This window comes from Streptantibioticus silvisoli, assembly GCF_027947535.2.
In the GTDB taxonomy this organism is placed as follows: domain Bacteria; phylum Actinomycetota; class Actinomycetes; order Streptomycetales; family Streptomycetaceae; genus Streptantibioticus_C; species Streptantibioticus_C silvisoli.
Genome location: NZ_JAAGKO020000042.1, coordinates 24,333 through 41,813, shown reverse-complemented (window position 1 = coordinate 41,813; position 17,481 = coordinate 24,333). Strand labels below are relative to the sequence as shown.

Genomic DNA, 17,481 nt, shown 5'->3' with positions numbered 1-17,481 from the left:
GGCCCGTCGAAGCGTCCCCCGGGCCCGAAGGCGTCCTCAGCCCCCGAAGCCGCCAGGCCCGCAGCCGCCGCCACCCCCGAAAGCGCCCCACCCCACTCCGGCCCCTGCCGCCCCGCCCTCCGCAGGAGACCGCCCCCGCGGCCAATCCATACGCCTCCCTAACGCCCCGAACGCCCTTTCCGTCGCCCGAACGGGTGAAACGCTGCCTAGGATCGCCTGCCGTGGCAACGGTTCACCGGCGTACGCCGGACCGCGGGGAGGCCGGCGCGGTGGACGCCGGGCCGTGCGGGAGGCCGGCGCCGTCCCAGCGCCGGCGCCTGACGGGCGTACCGGGCGGCGGCAGGATGAGGATGGAGCCATGGCACGCGGCAGACTGCGCATCTACCTGGGGGCGGCCCCCGGCGTCGGCAAGACCTACGCCCTGCTGGAGGAGGCCCACCGGCGGCTGGAGCGCGGCACGGACGTGGTCGTGGGCTTCGCCGAGCCGCACGAACGCCCCCGCACCGCGGCCCTGCTGTCCGGCCTGGAGACGGTGGCCCGCCGCCCCCTGCGGCACCGCGGCGCCGTCTTCGAGGAGATGGACGTCGACGCGGTGCTGGCCCGCGCACCGCGTGTCGCGATGGTCGACGAGCTGGCCCACACCAACGTGCCGGGCAGCCGCAACGCCGAGCGCTGGCAGGACGTGGAGGAGCTGCTCGCGGCCGGCGTCGACGTGGTCTCCGCCGTCAACGTCCAGCACCTGGAGTCGCTGGGCGACGTCGTGGAGTCCATCACCGGTGTCCGCCCGCGCGAGACCGTGCCGGACGAAATGGTGCGCCGCGCCGACCAGATCGAGCTGGTCGACATGGCGCCGCAGGCGCTGCGGCGGCGGATGGCGCACGGCAACATCTACCAGCCCGACAAGGTCGACGCCGCGCTGGCCGACTACTTCCGGCCCGGCAACCTCACCGCACTGCGCGAACTCGCCCTGCTGTGGGTCGCCGACCGGGCCGACGAGTACCTCCAGCAGTACCGCGCCGAACACCGCATCTCCTCCACCTGGCAGGCCCGCGAACGCATCGTGGTCGGCCTGACCGGCGGCCCCGAGGGCAGCACGTTGATCCGCCGGGCGGCGCGGATGGCCGCCAAGGGCTCCGGCAGCGAGATCCTCGCCGTCCACGTCGCCCGCAGCGACGGCCTGACCGCCGGATCGCCCGAGGAACTCGCCGTCCAGCGCACCCTGGTGGAGAACCTGGGCGGCTCCTTCCACCACGTGATCGGCGACGACGTCCCCACCGCCATGCTCGACTTCGCCCGCGGCGTCAACGCCACCCAGATCGTGCTGGGCACCTCCCGCCGCAAGACCTGGCAGTACGTCCTGGGGCCCGGCGTCGGCACCACCGTGGCCCGGGAGTCCGCCGACATCGACGTGCACATCGTCACGCACGAGCGGGCCGCCAAGGGCCGCGGCCTGCCCGTCGCGCGCGGCGCCCGCCTGGGCCGGGTCCGCATCATCACCGGCTGGGCCGTCGGCTGCGCCGGGCCGGCCCTGATGACGCTGCTGCTGATCCACGTGGTGCCCGGCCTCGGCCTCGGCAACGACCTGCTGCTCCTGCTGGCGCTGACCGTGGCGGCGGCCCTGCTGGGCGGCATGCTGCCGGCGCTGGCCTCGGCCGCGGTCGGCTCGCTGTTCCTGAACTACTTCTTCACCCCGCCGCTGCACCGCTTCACCATCGCCGACCCGCACAACATCGTCGCCATCGTCATCTTCGCCGCCGTCGCCGTCTCGGTGGCCTCCGTCGTCGACCTGGCCGCCCGGCGCACCCACCAGGCGGCCAGATCGCGCGCCGAGGCGGAGATCCTCTCCCTGCTGGCCGGCAGTGTGCTGCGCGGCGAGTCCTCGCTGGACGCGCTGCTGGAACGGGTCCGCGAGACGTTCGCCATGACCTCCGCGGCCCTGCTGGAACGCGAGGCGGACCACGGTCCGTGGACCCGGGCCGGCGGCGTCGGCCCCGACCCCTGTCCGCGCCCGGAGGACGCCGACGTCGAAGTGCCGGTCGGCGACCGCATGTCGCTGGCCCTCACCGGCCGCGTCCTGCCCGCCGAGGACCGCCGCCTGCTGTCCGCGTTCGCCGCCCAGGCCGCCGTCCTGCTGGACCGCCAGCGGCTGGTGGGGGAGGCGTCGCGGGCCCGTGAGCTGGCCGAGGGCAACCGCATCCGCACCGCGCTGCTCGCCGCCGTCTCCCACGACCTGCGCACCCCGCTGGCCGCCATCAAGGCCGCCGTCAGCTCGCTGCGCTCCGACGACGTCGCCTGGTCCCCGCAGGACGAGGCGGACCTGCTGGAGGCCATCGAGGCGGGCGCCGACAAGCTCGACCACCTGGTCGGCAACCTCCTGGACATGTCCCGCCTCCAGACCGGCACCGTCTCCCCGCTCATGCAGGAGGTCGACCTCGACGAGGTGGTGCCCATCGCCTTCGGCGGCGTGCCGCCCGGCTCGGTCGCCCTCGACATCCCCGAGACGCTGCCCATGGTGGTGGCCGACCCCGGGCTGCTGGAGCGGGTGGTGGCCAACCTGGTGGAGAACGCCGTCAAGTACCACCCGCGCGGCGGCCGGGTCCTGGTGGCCGCCAGCGCGCTGCGCGACCGCGTCGAACTGCGGGTCGCCGACCGCGGCCCCGGCGTCCCGGACCCCGCCAAGGAACGCATCTTCGAGCCCTTCCAGCGCTACGGCGACGCCCCGCGCGGCTCCGGCGTCGGCCTGGGCCTGGCCGTCGCCCGCGGCTTCGCCGAGGCCATGGGCGGCTCCCTGGTCGCCGACGACACCCCCGGCGGCGGCCTGACCATGGTGCTGACCCTGCGGGCCGGGCACGGCGCCGCCGACCGCGAACCCGTACTGCCCGCCGGGGCCACCTCATGACCCCGGCCGCCCACCCCGTACGCGTACGGCCGGGGAACGCCCCCGCGCAGCAGGACACCGCACGAAAGGCGGACGCCATGGCGCAGCCCCCGGCCGAGCGGCCCAGGAACCCGGTCCGGGTGCTGGTCGTCGACGACGAACCGCAGATCGTGCGCGCCCTGGTGATCAACCTGCGCGCCCGCCACTACGACGTCGACGCGGCCCCCGACGGCGCCACCGCCCTCCAGCTCGCCGCCGCCCGCCACCCCGACGTCGTCGTGCTCGACCTGGGGCTGCCCGACATGGACGGTGCCGACGTCATCAAGGGGCTGCGCGGCTGGACCCGGGTGCCGATCATCGTGCTGTCGGCCCGGCAGGCCTCCGACGAGAAGGTCGAGGCGCTGGACGCCGGCGCCGACGACTACGTCACCAAGCCGTTCGGCATGGACGAACTGCTGGCCCGGCTGCGCGCCGCGGTGCGCCGGGCCGCGCCCACCGGTGAGGACGGCGAGGGCGTGCTGGTGGAGACCGGCTCGTTCACCGTCGACCTGGCCGCCAAGAAGGTCCACCGCTCCGGCGCCGACGTACGGCTGACCCCCACCGAGTGGCACCTGCTGGAGGTGCTGGTCCGCAGCCCCGGCCGGCTGGTCAGCCAGCGCCAGCTGCTCCAGGAGGTCTGGGGACCGGCCTACGGCACCGAGAGCAACTACCTGCGCGTCTACATGGCACAGCTGCGCCGCAAGCTCGAACCCGACCCCGCCCACCCCCGGCACTTCGTCACCGAACCGGGCATGGGGTACAGGTTCGAGCGGTAACCGACGTCAACCGGGACCGATCCGGCGACCGGCCGGTACGCTTCCCCCTATGAGTGGTGCCACCCGTTCGGACAAACCGGCAGGCCGGATCCGCCGCATACTCGACCGTCTCGCCTCCTCCCAGGAGGACCTGCTCTCCGAGGAGCTGCGGCAGGAGGCGGCCGCGGTCGGCTGCACCCGTATCCAGGACTGCCACGACCGCCAGCAGGTCACGGTCACCGGCACACTGCGCACCGTCACCCTGCGCCCGCGCGCGGGGGTGCCGGCGCTGGAGGCGGAGCTGTTCGACGGCTCCGCGCCGCTGGACGTGGTGTGGCTCGGCCGCCGCAGCATCGCGGGTATAGAACCCGGGCGCAAGATCATCGCCTCCGGCCGGATCGCGCTCAACCGCGGCCGCCCGGTGCTGTTCAACCCCAAGTACGAGCTGCGCCCCGTCGGACAGGAGTAGCCGGTGGCCCCCACCAATCAGCGGACCGATGAAGAGACGACCCCGGGAGGCGCCCCGCCCCCCGGCCCCGAGCGCACCGAGGAGGAGGCCGCGGCGGCGAAGGCGGCGGCCGACAAGGCGCTGCTGGAGGCGTTCGGCGGCGTGTGGGGCATGGTGGACACCACCGTGCCCGGCCTGGTGTTCGTGGCCGTCTTCACCTCGACCCGCAGCATCCTGGTCTCCGCGATCAGCGCGCTGGCGCTCAGCCTGGTGCTGGCGGTCGCCCGCGTGGTGCGCAAGCAGACCCTCAAGCACGCCTTCAGCGGCGTCTTCGGCATCGCCTTCGGCGCGTTCTTCGCGGTGCTGTCGGGCAACGCCAAGAACTTCTACCTGCCCGGCATGCTCTACACCCTGGGCCTGGCCGTCGCCTACGTGGTCTCCGCGCTCGCCCGCTTCCCGTTGATCGGCGTGCTGCTCGGCCCGATCCTGCGGGAGAACCTGTCGTGGCGCACCCGCAACCCCGGGCGCATGAGGGCGTACACCAAGTCCACCTGGGCGTGGGGCGTCATCCTGCTGGCCAAGTCGGCGATCCTCTTCCCGCTGTACTGGTGGGGCGACGCCACGCAGCTGGGCTGGGTCAAGGTGGCGCTCGGCATCCCGCCGTTCCTGCTGTCGGTCTACCTGACCTGGATCTTCCTGGCCAAGGCGCCGCCGCCGATCGACGTGATCGCGGAGATGGAGGAGCGCGACAAGCGCGAGGCCGCCGAGCGCGACGAGGAGAACGCCCCGGCCGCCTGACCCGGCAGCGGCAAGCGCGTGTGAAGGGCCCGCCACCCCCGGCCGGGGGTGGCGGGCCCTTCGCGTGCCACGGATCAGTCGCGTGCCACGGATCAGTCGCGGGGCTCGTCCGGCTCCCCGTCGGCCCTGGAGACGGCCTGGGCGGCCTCCTCGCCGCGCGGCACCGACAGCAGGTCCTCCAGCTGCTCCTCGCGCGAGGTCGCGGCCACGAAGAGCAGCTCGTCGCCCGCCTCCAGCACGTCGTCCTTGGCCGGGGTCACGACCCGGTGGCCGCGGATGATCGTCACCAGCGAGGTGTCCGTCGGCCAGCGCACGTCGCCGACCCGGGTGCCCACCAGCGCGGCGTCCGGCGGCAGCGTCAGCTCCACCAGGTTGGCGTCGCCCTGGCTGAAGCGCAGCAGGCGCACCAGGTCGCCGACGCTGACCGCCTCCTCCACCAGCGCCGACATCAGCCGCGGCGTGGAGACCGCGACATCGACACCCCACGCCTCGTTGAACAGCCACTCGTTCTTCGGGTTGTTGACCCGCGAGACCACCCGCGGCACCCCGTACTCGGTCTTGGCCAGCAGCGACACGACGAGGTTGACCTTGTCGTCGCCGGTGGCCGCGATGACCACGTCGCAGCGCTGGAGCGCCGCCTCGTCCAGCGAGGTGATCTCGCAGGCGTCGGCCAGCAGCCACTCGGCCTGCGGCACCCGCTCGACGGAGATGGAGGAGGGGTTCTTGTCGATGAGGAGAACCTCGTGCCCGTTCTCCAGCAGTTCTCCGGCGATGGAACGGCCCACCGCGCCGGCTCCGGCGATCGCGACCCTCATGACCGGCTCTCCTCCGGGCCCTGGGCGAACGCCGCCTCGACCTTGTCCACGTCACCGGTGCGCATGATCACGTGGACCAGGTCGCCTTCCTGCAGGACCGTGTCGGTTCCTGGCAGCATCGCCTCGCCCAATCTGGTGAGAAACGCCACACGGACACCGGTTTCCTCCTGGATCTTGCGGATCCGCTGCCCGACCCAGGCGGCCGAGACCGGCACCTCGGCCAGCTGCACCCCGCCGCTCGGGTCGCGCCACAGCGGCTCGGAACCGGACGGCAGCAGCCGCCGCAGCATCTGGTCGGCGGTCCAGCGCACCGTCGCCACCGTCGGAATACCCAGCCGCTGGTAGACCTCCGCACGCCGCGGATCGTAGATCCGGGCGGCCACGTGCTCGACGTTGAACATCTCCCGCGCGACCCGGGCGGCGATGATGTTGGAGTTGTCGCCGCTGCTCACAGCCGCGAACGCCCCCGCCTCCTCGATGCCCGCCTCGCGCAGGGTGTCCTGGTCGAAGCCGACCCCGGTCACCCGGCGTCCGGCGAAGCCGGAGCCCAGACGTCTGAAGGCCGTCGGGTCCTGGTCGACCACCGCGACCGTATGACCGCGCTCTTCGAGGGTCTGCGCGAGTGCCGATCCCACTCGTCCGCAGCCCATGATTACGACGTGCACGCCTGTCCTTCCGGCTGTTGTCCTCGCGTCCGGACTCACCTGAAGAGTCTCGTACCGCGTCGCCAAAGCTACACACGCGCACCCGGAGTGGGGGTGCAGGGTGGCCGCCTATCTTGACGAACCCTTAACATCGCCGGGTGCCGAATCTGACCGACCTGCCGAAGCGAATCCTCATCGGCCGGGCGCTGCGCAGCGACAAACTGGGGGAAACGCTGCTCCCCAAGCGCCTCGCTCTGCCCGTCTTCGCCTCCGACCCACTCTCCTCCGTGGCCTACGCCCCGGGGGAGGTGCTCCTCGTTCTGTCGGTGGCGGGCGCGGGCGCCTACCACTTCAGCCCGTGGATCACGGTCGCGGTGGTCGTGCTCATGTTCACCGTCGTCGCCTCCTACCGGCAGAACGTGCACGCCTATCCATCCGGTGGCGGCGACTACGAGGTGGCCACCACCAACCTCGGACCCCGGGCGGGCCTGACGGTCGCCAGCGCCCTGCTGGTCGACTACGTGCTGACGGTGGCGGTGTCGGTGGCCTCCGGGGTGGAGAACCTCGGCTCGGCCATCCCGTTCGTCGAGCAGAACAAGGTGCTCGTCGGGCTGCTGATGATCGCGCTGCTGGCGGTGATGAACCTGCGCGGCGTGCGCGAGTCCGGCACGATCTTCGCCATCCCCACGTACGCGTTCGTCACCGGCGTGTTCTGCATGATCGCCTGGGGCATCTTCCGGCTCACCACCGGACACACGATGATCGCGCCCTCGGCGCACTACGCCGTCCACGCGGAGAACAGCGGGCTGTCCGGCTTCGCGCTGGTCTTCCTGCTGCTGCGGGCCTTCTCCTCCGGCTGTGCGGCGCTCACCGGCGTCGAGGCCATCAGCAACGGCGTGCCGGCCTTCCGCAAGCCCAAGTCGAAGAACGCCGCCACCACGCTGGCCCTGATGGGCGGCCTGGCGGTCACCATGTTCTGCGGCATCGTGGCGCTGGCGCTCAACACCAAGGTCAAGATGGCCGAGAACCCGGCCACCGACCTGCTGCTGCACGGCAAGCCGGTCGGTACCGGCTACACCCAGGACCCGGTCATCGCCCAGGTGGCGGCCGCTGTCTTCGGCAAGGGCTCGCCGCCGTTCGTCTTCCTGGCCGCCGTCACCGCCCTGGTGCTCTTCCTGGCCGCCAACACCGCCTACAACGGCTTCCCGGTCCTCGGCTCGATCCTCGCCCAGGACCGCTTCCTGCCGCGGCAGCTGCACACCCGCGGCGACCGCCTCGCGTTCTCCAACGGCATCGTGCTGCTGGCGCTGTTCGCCGGCGTGCTGGTCTACATCTACGGCGCCGACTCCACCCGGCTGATCCAGCTGTACATCGTCGGCGTCTTCGTGTCGTTCACCCTCAGCCAGACCGGCATGGTGCGGCACTGGAACCGGCACCTGCGCACCGAGACCGATCCGGCCAAGCGCCGCCGCATGATGCGCTCGCGCGTCATCAACACCTTCGGCGGCTTCTTCACCGGCATCGTGCTGATCGTCGTGCTGCTGACCAAGTTCACCCACGGCGCGTGGGTCGCGGTGCTCGGCATGGTGGTGTTCTACGCCACGATGACCGGCATCCGCCGGCACTACGACCGGGTCTCCGACGAACTGTCGGCGGCCGAGGCGGCACCCGACGAAACGGTCCTGCCCTCCCGGGTCCACACCATCGTGCTGGTCTCCAAGGTCCACAAGCCCACCCTGCGCGCCCTGTCGTACGCCAAGCTGTTCCGCTCCGACAGCCTGGAGGCGCTCAGCATCAACGTCGACCCGGCCGACACCAAGGTCCTGCAGGCCGAGTGGGAACGCCGCGGCATCGACGTGCCGCTGAAGGTGCTGGACTCGCCCTACCGCGAGATCACCCGGCCGATCATCGAGTACGTCCGCGGCCTGCGCGGCTCCAGCCCGCGCGATGTGATCAGCATCTTCATCCCCGAGTACGTCGTCGGCCGCTGGTACGAGCACCTGCTGCACAACCAGAGCGCCCTGCGTCTCAAGGGCCGCCTGCTGTTCATGTCCGGCGTCACCGTCACCTCGGTGCCGTGGCAGCTGGACTCCAGCCAGGTGGCGAAGGACCGCTACAAGAAGGCCCGCGACTGGAACGCCCCCGGTTCGGTGCGCCGCGGTGAGATCCGCCCGCCCCGGCAGGGCGGCTCCAAGCAGCGGATCAAGGGCAAGTAGCGGAGAAGGTTCGGGGCGGTCCGGGCGGCGGAGGCGGTCCGGACGGCGGTGAGCGGCGGAGGCGGTCCGGACGGCCGGGACAGCCGGGGAGCGGCGGGGATCGGCGGCGGCGCGGCGGGGGAGAAGCTGCCCGTAGACTGGGCCGTTGTTGCCCCGCCGCCCGTACCACCCGCTGATGGAGCCTGGCCCGACGTGAACAATCGCATCCGTACGAACCGCGTGAAGGACCGTTCGGAGTCGGCGGCCGCCTCCCTGGTCGGTGAACGCTTCGAGGTCGAGGTCGGCCCGGTGGCGCACGGCGGCCACTGCGTCGCCCGGCACGACGGACGGGTGCTGTTCGTACGGCACGCGCTGCCCGGCGAGCGGGTCGTCGCCGAGGTCACCGAGGGCGACGAGGAGTCACGCTTCCTGCGCGCCGACGCCGTCGAGGTGCTCACCCCCTCCGCCGACCGCGTCGAGGCCCCCTGCCCTTACGCCGGCCCCGGCCGCTGCGGCGGCTGCGACTTCCAGCACGTGGCGCCCGGCGCGCAGCGGAGGCTGAAGGTCGCCGTCATCACCGAGCAGCTGTCCCGGCTGGCCGGCCTGACCCCCGAGGAGGCGGGCTGGGACGGCACGGTGGTGCCCGCGCCGGGCGACAAGGTGGCCAAGGGCGAGGTGCCGGCCTGGCGGACCCGGGTGACCTACGCGGTCGACGCCGGCGGCCGCGCCGGGCTGCGCCGCCACCGCTCCCACGAGGTCGAGCCGGTCGACCGCTGCATGATCGCGGCGCCGGAGATCACCGAGCTCGGCGTCGAGTCCCGCGACTGGCCGGCCACCGCCACCGTCGAGGCGATCGCCGCGACCGGTTCCTCCGACCGCCAGGTGGTCATCACCCCGGCCCCCGGCGGCCGGCTGCCCCTCGTCGAGCTGGACCGCCCGGTGTCGGTCCTGCGGGTCGACGAGCAGGGCGGGGTCCACCAGGTCCACGGACGCGGGTTCGTGCGCGAGCGGGCCGTACAGCGCACCTGGCGGGTCGGTGCGGGCGGCTTCTGGCAGGTGCATCCGCAGGCCGCCGACATCCTGGCCCGCGCGGTGCTGGACGGACTGCGCCCCCGGCGCGGCGAGACGGCCCTCGACCTGTACTGCGGCGTCGGCCTGTTCGCCGGCGCGCTCGCCGAACGCGTGGGGGAGCGCGGCGCGGTGGTGGGCATCGAGTCGGTCAAGCGCGCGGTGGAGGACGCCCGGCACAACCTGGCCGACTTCGACCGCGTCCGCGTCGAGCACGGCACGGTCGAACGCGTGCTGCCGCGCACCCGCATCACCGAGGCCGACCTCATCGTCCTCGACCCGCCCCGCGTGGGCGCCGGCAAGTCCACCGTCCACCAGCTCGCGGCGCTCACCCCCCGCGCGATCGCCTACGTGGCCTGCGACCCGGCCGCCCTGGCCCGCGACCTGTCCTACTTCGCCACCGAGGGCTACCGCCCGGTCTCCCTGCGAGCCTTCGACCTCTTCCCGATGACGCATCATGTTGAGTGCGTGGCGATTCTGGAACGGGTGGCGGAGGAGGGGTGACGTGGGGGTCGGGGACGGTGTGTGTGGCATGGGCGTTGCGGGCGATGCCTTGACGCTGACGCTGATGGGTCGCCAGGTTCGTCGGCTGATCGCGAACGCATGGCTGACGGGCACCACCCCCGTACCGTGGACATGGCGATCCGGAGCCGCCCCCACAGCCCCGACGGTCTTGCGGTTGTCGGACGGCCGCAGCTGACCATTGCCCGACTGAAGGACCAGGGGTATCGACCACTCCTTGGCGGGTGCAGTCCCGCTGACAGGCCCCGTCATCCGTGTCGCGTCGGTGTCGGCTCCGTTCCTCCCCCTGGCTGCCGCACGGACCGGGACGCTGTCCGTCGCGCACACCCTCGGGCAGCAGGCGCGGGCCGCCCACCAATGCACTCGGGACGGCCTCCGCGACCTCGCCCGGCCCAGCGGTACGGGCATGGTCGGCGCCCGGCAGAATGGCGTCGATGTGGTGCTCATCTTCGCGGTGAACTACTGGTGCCGGCTGCTCCCGGAAGCACCACGGGCGGTGCGGTCCCGGCCTGCTGTCGAAAGGCCTTGGCTCGTCCCGGCTCGGCGGTCACCGAGGTGCCGGCTCCGTTCCCGTGTGCTCACGTTCCTGGGCCGGTGTCCGCCGGCTTTCTCCGAGACGGTGGGTCCACGCCGCTGACGGCCCGGCCCGAACCGCTGGCCCGGCCCGGGCCGTTGTGCTGTGCCGACCTGACTCAGTCGCCCACGCCGTAGGCGAGCAGGTCCATCTCCGGACGGGTGTACGTCGTGCCCCTCGTCACCGTTGCGGCCTCGCTGATTTTGACCGTCAGGTTTCCGGCCTGGTGAGGGGCACTCTGTGACGCGCCGACCGCCGCCGAGTATGAGCGGCGCACTGAAGCGGTCGCCGCTTTCGCCCACGCCTCCTGTGCGGCCGGGTGCAGCCTCGGGGCGTCGATGGCGGCGCAGCCGGCGAAGAAGGCGGCCGTGGTGGCGTCGGTGCCGTGCACCCGGCACAGAATCCGCATGAGGGCTCCCGTGTGGTCCCGGAGGGCGGAGATCTCGATCTCCGTGCCGGAGGGCAGCCGTCCCGAGCCGTAGGTGACCGTGTCGCCAGCCGCCGGGTTACCCGCCTTGAGCGTCGAGGCACGAAGGCTCACATGCCAGGTGGCGGCGAGGCGCCCGACGAAGGCTTTCCCGGTGTACCCCGTTGCTATCCGGGACATGCTCTTCTTCGTCTTCCCGTTCTCCCCGGCCGGTGCGGTCGTCGCGGTTGCCGGAGCGGAAGGTGAGGGAGCGGCAGTGCTCGTCGCGCTGGAGGCCCTTTTGGACGTGGACTGCCCGGCGCATCCGGTCAGCAGACCTGCAGTCAGCACCGCACCGATCCCCAGCGCCGCGATGCTGCGGGGCCGGGAGTGGTTCTTTGAGTTCATGTGATTCTCCCTGCGAGGTGGTGCCCCGGGAAATCCGGGGCACCACCTGTGTGGTGATGTGTCAGTGGCCCCAGCCGCAGACGCCCGGGACACCGGAGCTCACCGGGACGAGGGCGATGGCGTCGAACGTTACGTCCGCGTCACCGGTTCCCGAGGAGGACAGGTTGTCGGCCGTGAGGTACGCCCCCTTGGAGAGCGGCAGGCTACCGAGTTCCTTCCAGGTGTCGGAACCGTTGCCGCCCGCCTGGTTGATCGAACAGGAGTGGGAGTCTCCGCCCCCATCACCCCCGCTGTGGCCGGTGTACTGAACGGTCGCCTGGCCCCCGTGGCTCGGCAGGTGAACGTAGACGTCGAAGTGCGCCGTGGTGGGCTCCGTCGGCAGGAGGCTCGGGTCCGGGGTCCAGATGGCCGTTACCTCGTGCCAGACGTCGTTGGTGGCGTACTGGTGGGTGAACCACATGTGGCCGTCGTACCCAGTGCCCAGTTGGTGCAGGTCGACCTGCGCGATGTCCGGGGTGTACCGCCACGTGCCGAAGTAGGGACTGCTGGTGGGGAAGTTGCTCGTGACGCGCTGGTAGGAGACGTCGTCGCCCAGGACCAGCTTGAAGGTGCCGTGCGCGGTGGCCGAATCGTTGCAGCCGTAGGTGTTGTCTCCCGACGGGACGTCATCGATCACGATGGTCCCGGTGCCACCAGGGGCACCGCCGCACGGTGGCGCCGGGTATTGCGGGGTGAGCGTCGGCTCACCGGCGCCCAGCGAGTAGGTCAGGTTCTCCGTGGACAACAGATTGACCTCGGGTGGGGACGTCCAGCTCACTGATCCGTCCCACCAGCAGCGGTCGTCCTCGTCCGGGCACGGGTCGCTGCCGTCGGAGCCGGTGTTGGTGCAGCTGTTGCTGCTGTTGCAGTACGGCTTTCTTCGTGAAGGAGTCTCAATGACCGAGTCAAGCTGCCTGCGCGACCGGCCGGGCGGGGGTGAAGGTCCGGTTGCCGCGCAGGAGCGCCCGCAGGACGCTGACCCGGCGACGGGCCAGGGCGGTGATCGCTTGGACGTGCTTGCACCCCCTCGGCGCGCTTCTTGAGGTAGAAGTCCCGGTGGGGACCGTCCCCGATGATGCTGGTCTGGGCGGACAAGTAGAAGCCCTGCGCAGGCGGCGGCTTTAGCGTTTCGGTCGGTGCAGGTTGCCGGTGCGGCGTCCGGAGTCTCCGGGTAGCCAGATGGCCGCTCACGGCGGAGTGAACCCGCGCTGACCTGCGCTTCTGCCAGCTTTCGATTCTCGTGACCTCTTCCCGATGACGCACCACGGGGAGTGCGTGGCGATTCTGGAGCCTGCCGAAAAGGGCGCCTGACCTGTCGCATTGCATTCCGGGTGGTCGATTCGACTTGTTTTCGCTTGCGGAACGCGTCGACCAAGGTTCGTTTGTGCAGAACGTTCTGAGTCGCAGTTTCAACTGCTGGCGCGGGTAACGCGGGATGCGAAATGCGGAATGTGACGCTCGAAGCGGGCGGGGCCGCCGGCTCCCTCGGTCGCACGTGCCGCGGAACCGAGAGCGTGGCCCGTCCGGGCGCAAAAGGCGGTGCTGCGGTTCGGGGTCCCGAAGGGTTGATACCATCCCGCCCAGATACCAGTCTGGTGTCATCGCCGTATGGCCATGACGCTCAGACTTCCCGACGACCTTGACGCGAAACTCACCGAGCGTGCTCGCCGGGAGCGGCGCAGCAAGCAGGAGCTTGCCATTGAGGCCATCCGTGATGCCCAGAACCGGGCCGAGCTACAGGTCGGTGACGTCCTTGCCGAGCTCATGGACAGCGATGCGGAGATCCTGGACCACCTGAAGTGACCGAAGCGCGCCACATCCACATCGACGAGATCGCTGGCCATCGCCCGCGCGGTCAACGGCACCGGACACAGCGTGCGTGACATGGGACTTCTGGTGTCGGCGATCGAGCGGCCCCGGACCAACATGTTCGGGGTCGAGCTGTATCCCACGCTGCACGAGAAGGCGGCGGCGCTGCTGCACTCGGTTGCCCGCAATCACGCGCTGATCGACGGCAACAAGCGCACCGCCTAGCTCGCCATGCGCGTCTTCCTGCGGTTCAACGGTGCCAGCGCCGGCACCGTCCCGCCGCCCGCCTCCGTGGCCGGCCCGTTCGTCGAGGAAGTCGCACAAGACAGGGTCGATGTACCTGTCATTGCCAAGCGTCTGTCGGCCTGGTTTCCCCTTTCCTGACGCTCGACGTCGTGAAGTCCGGAAACTCGCGTGCCCGGGCCCTCATGCATCACCCGGCCTTCTCGTGGCGAGACCGAAGTCGGGGCTCAGATGCTGAATTATCGGGGGTCCTCATCGGTCACGTGGGACCGGGCACCGCACAATTTCGAAATGCTGGGTCCACCCCGGTCCCGTCAAAAAGCGGGTTGCCCTCTCTGCCATGGCCAGGGCTGACCTGTCCTGCCGCGCAAGCCGGCCCCCCGCTCCCGCCCACCCAAAAGCACCAAAAGGCCGGGGCTCCCTCATCGCGGTGAGGGAGCCCCGAACCCTTCGGTGGATCGGTCAGCCGGTCAGCCGGTCAGCCGGTCTGCGGGGTGAGGAGTTGGAGGGACGCGGCGCTGGCGTAGAGGTCCACCGGGCCGGGGTTGGCCGTGCGGATCTGCAGGTGGGTGCCGTCGGCGGAGGTGTCCGCGCCCTGGACGGTGAGGGTCTGCGGGGTGCCGGTCAGCTGGACGGTCGCACTGGTGAGGTCCTGCGAGCCGTTCCAGAAGTCCAGGTACACCGAACCCGTGCCTTCCACGGTGACCGACGCCTCGTAGCTTTGCCCGACGGTCGGCTCGGTGGCCGGGTCGACCCAGATCCACGTGTTGGCGGCCGGGTCCGCCGACGTCCACCGCACCGCGCTGGCCCCTTCGGGCGTGGTCGTGGCCGTGACCGTGCCAGGCACCGAGCCCGCGCCGTTCTGCACCGGTCCCTGCCAGGCCAGCTGGCCGGTGGGCGTACTGCCCAGCAGGTTGGGACCGGTCGGGGTGAGGATGACCGGCTTGCGTCCCGGCGGGAACTTCAGCGGGCCGGCCGGGTAGGACGGCGGTGCGTCGGCGGACGCGGCCGCCCACGTCCGGTCGGCGGTGGGCGACATGGTGAACGACAGCTCGTTGGACCCGCGGCCCGGTCCGCCGCCGGTGAGCAGCGACGCGGGCAGCCACGCGGGGCCCCAGGAGCGGCCGTTGACCGACAGGCTGTGCACGTAGGTGCTGGTGGAGGCGCCCGGCGCGGTCATCCGCAGCCGGTGGCCGCCGGGCAGGTCGAACTGCGCCCGGGAGAAGATCGGCGCGCCCAGCGCGAGCACCGGCGTTCCCGGGGTCTCCGGGTACATGCCGAGGCTGGACCAGACGTACCAGGAGCTCATGGCGCCGAGGTCGTCGTTGCCGGGCTCCCCGCCCGGGATGTCGGCGTAGACCGAGGTGAGCAGCCGGTGCACGGTCTCCTCGGTCTTGTACGGCGCGCCGACGTAGTCGTACATCCACGGGGTGCCGAACGCGGGCTCGTTGCCGGCCCATTCGTAGGGCAGGTTGGGGCCGGCGTTGAGCTGCTGGAAGTAGGTGTCCAGGCGCTGGACGGCGGCCTGGTCACCGCCCATCGCCGTGGTGAGGCCGTGGATGTCCTGCGGGATGGACCAGGTGTACTGGGCGGCGTTGCCCTCCTGGAAGCCGGACTGGCCGAAGCTGCCCATGCCGTCGGTCGTCGGGTCGAACTCGGGGAACCGGCCGTCGCCGTCGCGCGGCTGGATGTAGCCGGTGGCGGTGTTGAAGATGTTGGTCCAGTCCTGCGACCGGCCCAGGAACGTCCGGTAGGTCGACGTCTCGCCCAGGTCCTTGGCCAGTTGCGCGATGCCGAAGTCGGCGGTGGCGTACTCGATGGTCTCCGAGGCGCCGTTGTCCTCGGGGGACAGCGAGCTCTGCGTGGTGTTCGGTACGTAGCCGAGCGACTCGTAGGAGGACAGCTGTGGGCGTTCGACGTACCAGCCCTGGCCCATCGCGGCCGGTGAGGACGGTGTCTCGGTGGCGCCCTTGACCATGGCGGCCAGCGCGGCCTTGGCGTCGAAGTCCCGCGCGCCCAGGGCGTACGCCTCGGCCAGCATCGGGTCGGCGGCGTCACCGTTCATGACGTCGGTGTAGTCGTTGGCGAACCCCCACTTGGGCAGCCAGCCGCCCTGCGCCTGGTCGTTGAGCAGTGAGGTCATCATCTGACTGGTCTGCTCGGGGGCGATCACGGCGAGCAGCGGTATCTCGGAACGGTAGATGTCCCAGCCGGAGAAGTTGGCGTACTGGTCCTTGCCGCGGGCGGTCCGGTGGACCTTGTCGTCGAAGCCGAGGTAGGCGCCGTTGGCGTCGGAGAACAGCGTCGGTTCCAGCATCGTGTGGTAGAGCGCGGTGTAGAACTGCTGGCGTTCGGCCGCGGTACCGCCGCCGACGCGGATGCGGGACAGCAGGTCGTTCCACTGCCCGTACGTGCGGTGGGCGACCGCGGGAACGCTCCAGCCGGGGTCCTCGGTCGCCAGGTTGGCGGCCGCGTCGTCCTGGCTGACGTAGGACAGGGCGACCTTCATCGTCACCTTGCGGTCCTTCGTGGTGTCGAACCCGACCCAGGCGCCCGACTGGAGCCCGTCGGTGCCGGCGACCTGGGTGCGCGACTGCGCGCCCTTGGCCTCGACACCGCGCGGGGCCATCGCCGCGGCGCCGGCCGGCTTGCCGTTGGACCCGGCGGGAATCCGCGACGCGCCGGAGCCGTGGGTGGCCACCTTGGCGGTACCCGGCGAGGTGACCACGGTGTCCTGCCGCAGCGAGACCGCCGAGGCCAGCAGGTCGACCGGGCCGGTGCCGGCGGTGCGCACCTGGAACTGCGGGGTGCCGATGGAACCGGTCAGGATGGCCGCGTCGACGGTCAGGGTGACCGGCGTGGAGGTGAGGTTGACGGCCTTGCCGCCCACGTCCTGCTGGCCGTTGTAGAAGTTGAGGTAGACGTCGCCGGCACCTTGCAGGGTGACGCTCGCCTGGTAGTTGTCGCCCTGGGTCAGTGCCGGGGGCGTGGCCTGGATCCAGGTGTTGGCCAGGGCGTTGGTCTGCTTCCACGACACGGCGCTGTCCCCGCCGGGCGTCGTGGCGGGCGCGATGGCCGCCGTGCTGCCGCCGCTGGCGACCTCGTGGTAGCTCCAGGACAGGTCACCGGTGGCTCCGGTGAAGGCGTTGGCCCCGGTCGGCGCGGTGTGCCAGGTGCCGTAGGTGGAGAACGGCCGGGAGAAGGAGGCGACGAAGTGCACCGGGTAGGTGCCGGGCGAGCCGCAGAACTGCCCGGCCGTCTCGGTGCCGGTCACCTCGTGGTCGCCGACCACCGAGACGTCGGCCGCCTGGTTGCCGGACTGCGCGTCACCCATCTTGAACAGCATGTTGGCCGCGGTCGTGCTGGGGTAGGTGAACTCGCCGATCCCGGTACGGGCGGTGGCCGCCAGATCCGCCTGTACGGCGGTGGGGGTACCCGGGTTCAGCGCGACGGAGTACGAACCGGGCGCGGCGTGCTCGTCGCTGTGCTTGAACGCGGCGGTGCTGTTCGCCGGGTCGGCGCCGACCGCGCCCACGGTCGGCAGGACGGGGAAGTCCCCGTAGGCACCGCAGCCCGGACCCGACATGTGGGTGAGGCTGAAGCCGGTGGTGGAGGTGTCGTCGTAGTTGTAGCCGCCGCCGTCCGGACGCGACGGGGTGTCAGGACTGAAGGACAGCATGCCGAAGGGTGCGGTCGCTCCCGGATAGGTGTCCACCTGGCCGACCGTGGCCCCGCCGGACCCGGTGCCGATCAGCGGGTCGACCAGCGACGCCGGATCGCTCACCAGGGTGTCCGCGCTGGACGATTGCGGCGGCTGGGCCCCGGCGGTCCCGCCGCCGG

Annotated in this window: 13 protein-coding genes and 2 pseudogenes; 9 read left to right on the top strand and 6 right to left on the bottom strand. The window is 71.4% G+C overall.

The genetic code is table 11. The features are described from left to right. Window positions 1-358: 358 nt before the first annotated feature. The 4 genes from POF43_RS24875 (at window position 359) to POF43_RS24860 (ending at window position 4,918) form a co-directional block, all read left to right on the top strand. The gene (locus POF43_RS24875) at window positions 359-2,899 is read left to right on the top strand and encodes a DUF4118 domain-containing protein (RefSeq protein WP_271317975.1); all 2,541 of its coding nucleotides are present in this window, start codon (window positions 359-361) and stop codon (window positions 2,897-2,899) included. A 77-nt stretch (window positions 2,900-2,976) separates the two neighbouring features. After that, a complete protein-coding gene (locus POF43_RS24870; RefSeq protein ID WP_271323310.1) occupies window positions 2,977-3,693 on the top strand; it encodes a response regulator in 717 nt (238 codons plus the stop codon). Between the two features lie 49 nt (window positions 3,694-3,742). Continuing rightward, window positions 3,743-4,141, top strand: a complete 399-nt coding sequence (locus POF43_RS24865) for an OB-fold nucleic acid binding domain-containing protein (protein ID WP_271314030.1) — start codon at window positions 3,743-3,745, stop codon at window positions 4,139-4,141. 3 nt (window positions 4,142-4,144) lie between these two features. Next, complete coding sequence (locus POF43_RS24860; protein WP_372516115.1) at window positions 4,145-4,918, top strand: DUF3159 domain-containing protein; 774 nt, start codon at window positions 4,145-4,147, stop codon at window positions 4,916-4,918. 92 nt (window positions 4,919-5,010) lie between these two features. Here the strand turns inward: POF43_RS24860 and POF43_RS24855 are convergent, their stop codons facing one another. Next, window positions 5,011-5,733, bottom strand: a complete 723-nt coding sequence (locus POF43_RS24855) for a potassium channel family protein (RefSeq protein WP_271314029.1) — start codon at window positions 5,731-5,733, stop codon at window positions 5,011-5,013. After that, a complete protein-coding gene (locus POF43_RS24850) occupies window positions 5,730-6,398 on the bottom strand; it encodes a potassium channel family protein (protein ID WP_271314028.1) in 669 nt (222 codons plus the stop codon). The genes POF43_RS24855 and POF43_RS24850 overlap by 4 nt, the downstream gene beginning before the upstream one ends. 137 nt (window positions 6,399-6,535) lie before the next feature. Here POF43_RS24850 and POF43_RS24845 point away from each other — a divergent pair, with 137 nt between their 5' ends. Both POF43_RS24845 and POF43_RS24840 read left to right on the top strand, forming a co-directional pair. Continuing rightward, window positions 6,536-8,593 carry an APC family permease gene (locus POF43_RS24845; protein WP_271314027.1) on the top strand — a complete coding sequence of 686 codons (2,058 nt, stop codon included), beginning with the start codon at window positions 6,536-6,538 and terminating at the stop codon, window positions 8,591-8,593. Between the two features lie 192 nt (window positions 8,594-8,785). Next, on the top strand, window positions 8,786-10,144 hold the full coding sequence (locus POF43_RS24840; protein ID WP_271314026.1) for a class I SAM-dependent RNA methyltransferase: 1,359 nt from the start codon (window positions 8,786-8,788) through the stop codon (window positions 10,142-10,144). A gap of 710 nt (window positions 10,145-10,854) precedes the next feature. On the opposite strand, the gene POF43_RS24835 is transcribed toward POF43_RS24840, so the two are convergent. After that, window positions 10,855-11,343 (bottom strand): hypothetical protein, encoded by a 489-nt coding sequence (locus POF43_RS24835; RefSeq protein WP_271323309.1) that lies wholly within the window; start codon window positions 11,341-11,343, stop codon window positions 10,855-10,857. On the opposite strand from POF43_RS24835, the gene POF43_RS24830 reads away from it, so the two are divergent. Further along, window positions 11,342-11,554 carry a hypothetical protein gene (locus POF43_RS24830; RefSeq protein WP_271323308.1) on the top strand — a complete coding sequence of 71 codons (213 nt, stop codon included), beginning with the start codon at window positions 11,342-11,344 and terminating at the stop codon, window positions 11,552-11,554. The two genes, POF43_RS24835 and POF43_RS24830, sit on opposite strands and share 2 nt — an antisense overlap. Window positions 11,555-11,611: 57 nt before the next feature. On the opposite strand, the gene POF43_RS24825 is transcribed toward POF43_RS24830, so the two are convergent. Then, window positions 11,612-12,334: a hypothetical protein gene (locus POF43_RS24825; protein WP_271323307.1), complete on the bottom strand. Its 723-nt coding sequence runs from the start codon at window positions 12,332-12,334 to the stop codon at window positions 11,612-11,614. Window positions 12,335-12,494: 160 nt separating this feature from the next. Beyond that, window positions 12,495-12,764 (bottom strand): annotated as a pseudogene (locus tag POF43_RS24820) (IS110 family transposase); the annotation flags it as partial. Between the two features lie 433 nt (window positions 12,765-13,197). Between POF43_RS24820 and POF43_RS24815 the strand changes: the two are divergent. Both POF43_RS24815 and POF43_RS24810 read left to right on the top strand, forming a co-directional pair. Next, complete coding sequence (locus POF43_RS24815; RefSeq protein WP_271323306.1) at window positions 13,198-13,392, top strand: ribbon-helix-helix protein, CopG family; 195 nt, start codon at window positions 13,198-13,200, stop codon at window positions 13,390-13,392. Then, window positions 13,389-13,782 (top strand): annotated as a pseudogene (locus tag POF43_RS24810) (type II toxin-antitoxin system death-on-curing family toxin). Before POF43_RS24815 ends, POF43_RS24810 begins: the two are co-directional and overlap by 4 nt. 337 nt (window positions 13,783-14,119) lie before the next feature. Here POF43_RS24810 and POF43_RS24805 read toward each other — a convergent pair. After that, the gene (locus tag POF43_RS24805; protein WP_271324330.1) at window positions 14,120-17,425 is read right to left on the bottom strand and encodes a GH92 family glycosyl hydrolase; all 3,306 of its coding nucleotides are present in this window, start codon (window positions 17,423-17,425) and stop codon (window positions 14,120-14,122) included. Window positions 17,426-17,481: the final 56 nt, after the last annotated feature.

Bases quoted from the DNA above. Each gene is read 5' to 3' on its own strand.
- POF43_RS24875 (WP_271317975.1), top strand. From the start codon at position 359: ATGGCACGCGGCAGACTGCGCATCTACCTGGGGGCGGCCCCCGGCGTC.
- POF43_RS24870 (WP_271323310.1), top strand. From the start codon at position 2,977: ATGGCGCAGCCCCCGGCCGAGCGGCCCAGGAACCCGGTCCGGGTGCTG.
- POF43_RS24865 (WP_271314030.1), top strand. From the start codon at position 3,743: ATGAGTGGTGCCACCCGTTCGGACAAACCGGCAGGCCGGATCCGCCGC.
- POF43_RS24855 (WP_271314029.1), bottom strand. From the start codon at position 5,733: ATGAGGGTCGCGATCGCCGGAGCCGGCGCGGTGGGCCGTTCCATCGCC.
- POF43_RS24830 (WP_271323308.1), top strand. From the start codon at position 11,342: ATGCTCTTCTTCGTCTTCCCGTTCTCCCCGGCCGGTGCGGTCGTCGCG.
- POF43_RS24835 (WP_271323309.1), bottom strand. From the start codon at position 11,343: ATGTCCCGGATAGCAACGGGGTACACCGGGAAAGCCTTCGTCGGGCGC.
- POF43_RS24815 (WP_271323306.1), top strand. From the start codon at position 13,198: ATGGCCATGACGCTCAGACTTCCCGACGACCTTGACGCGAAACTCACC.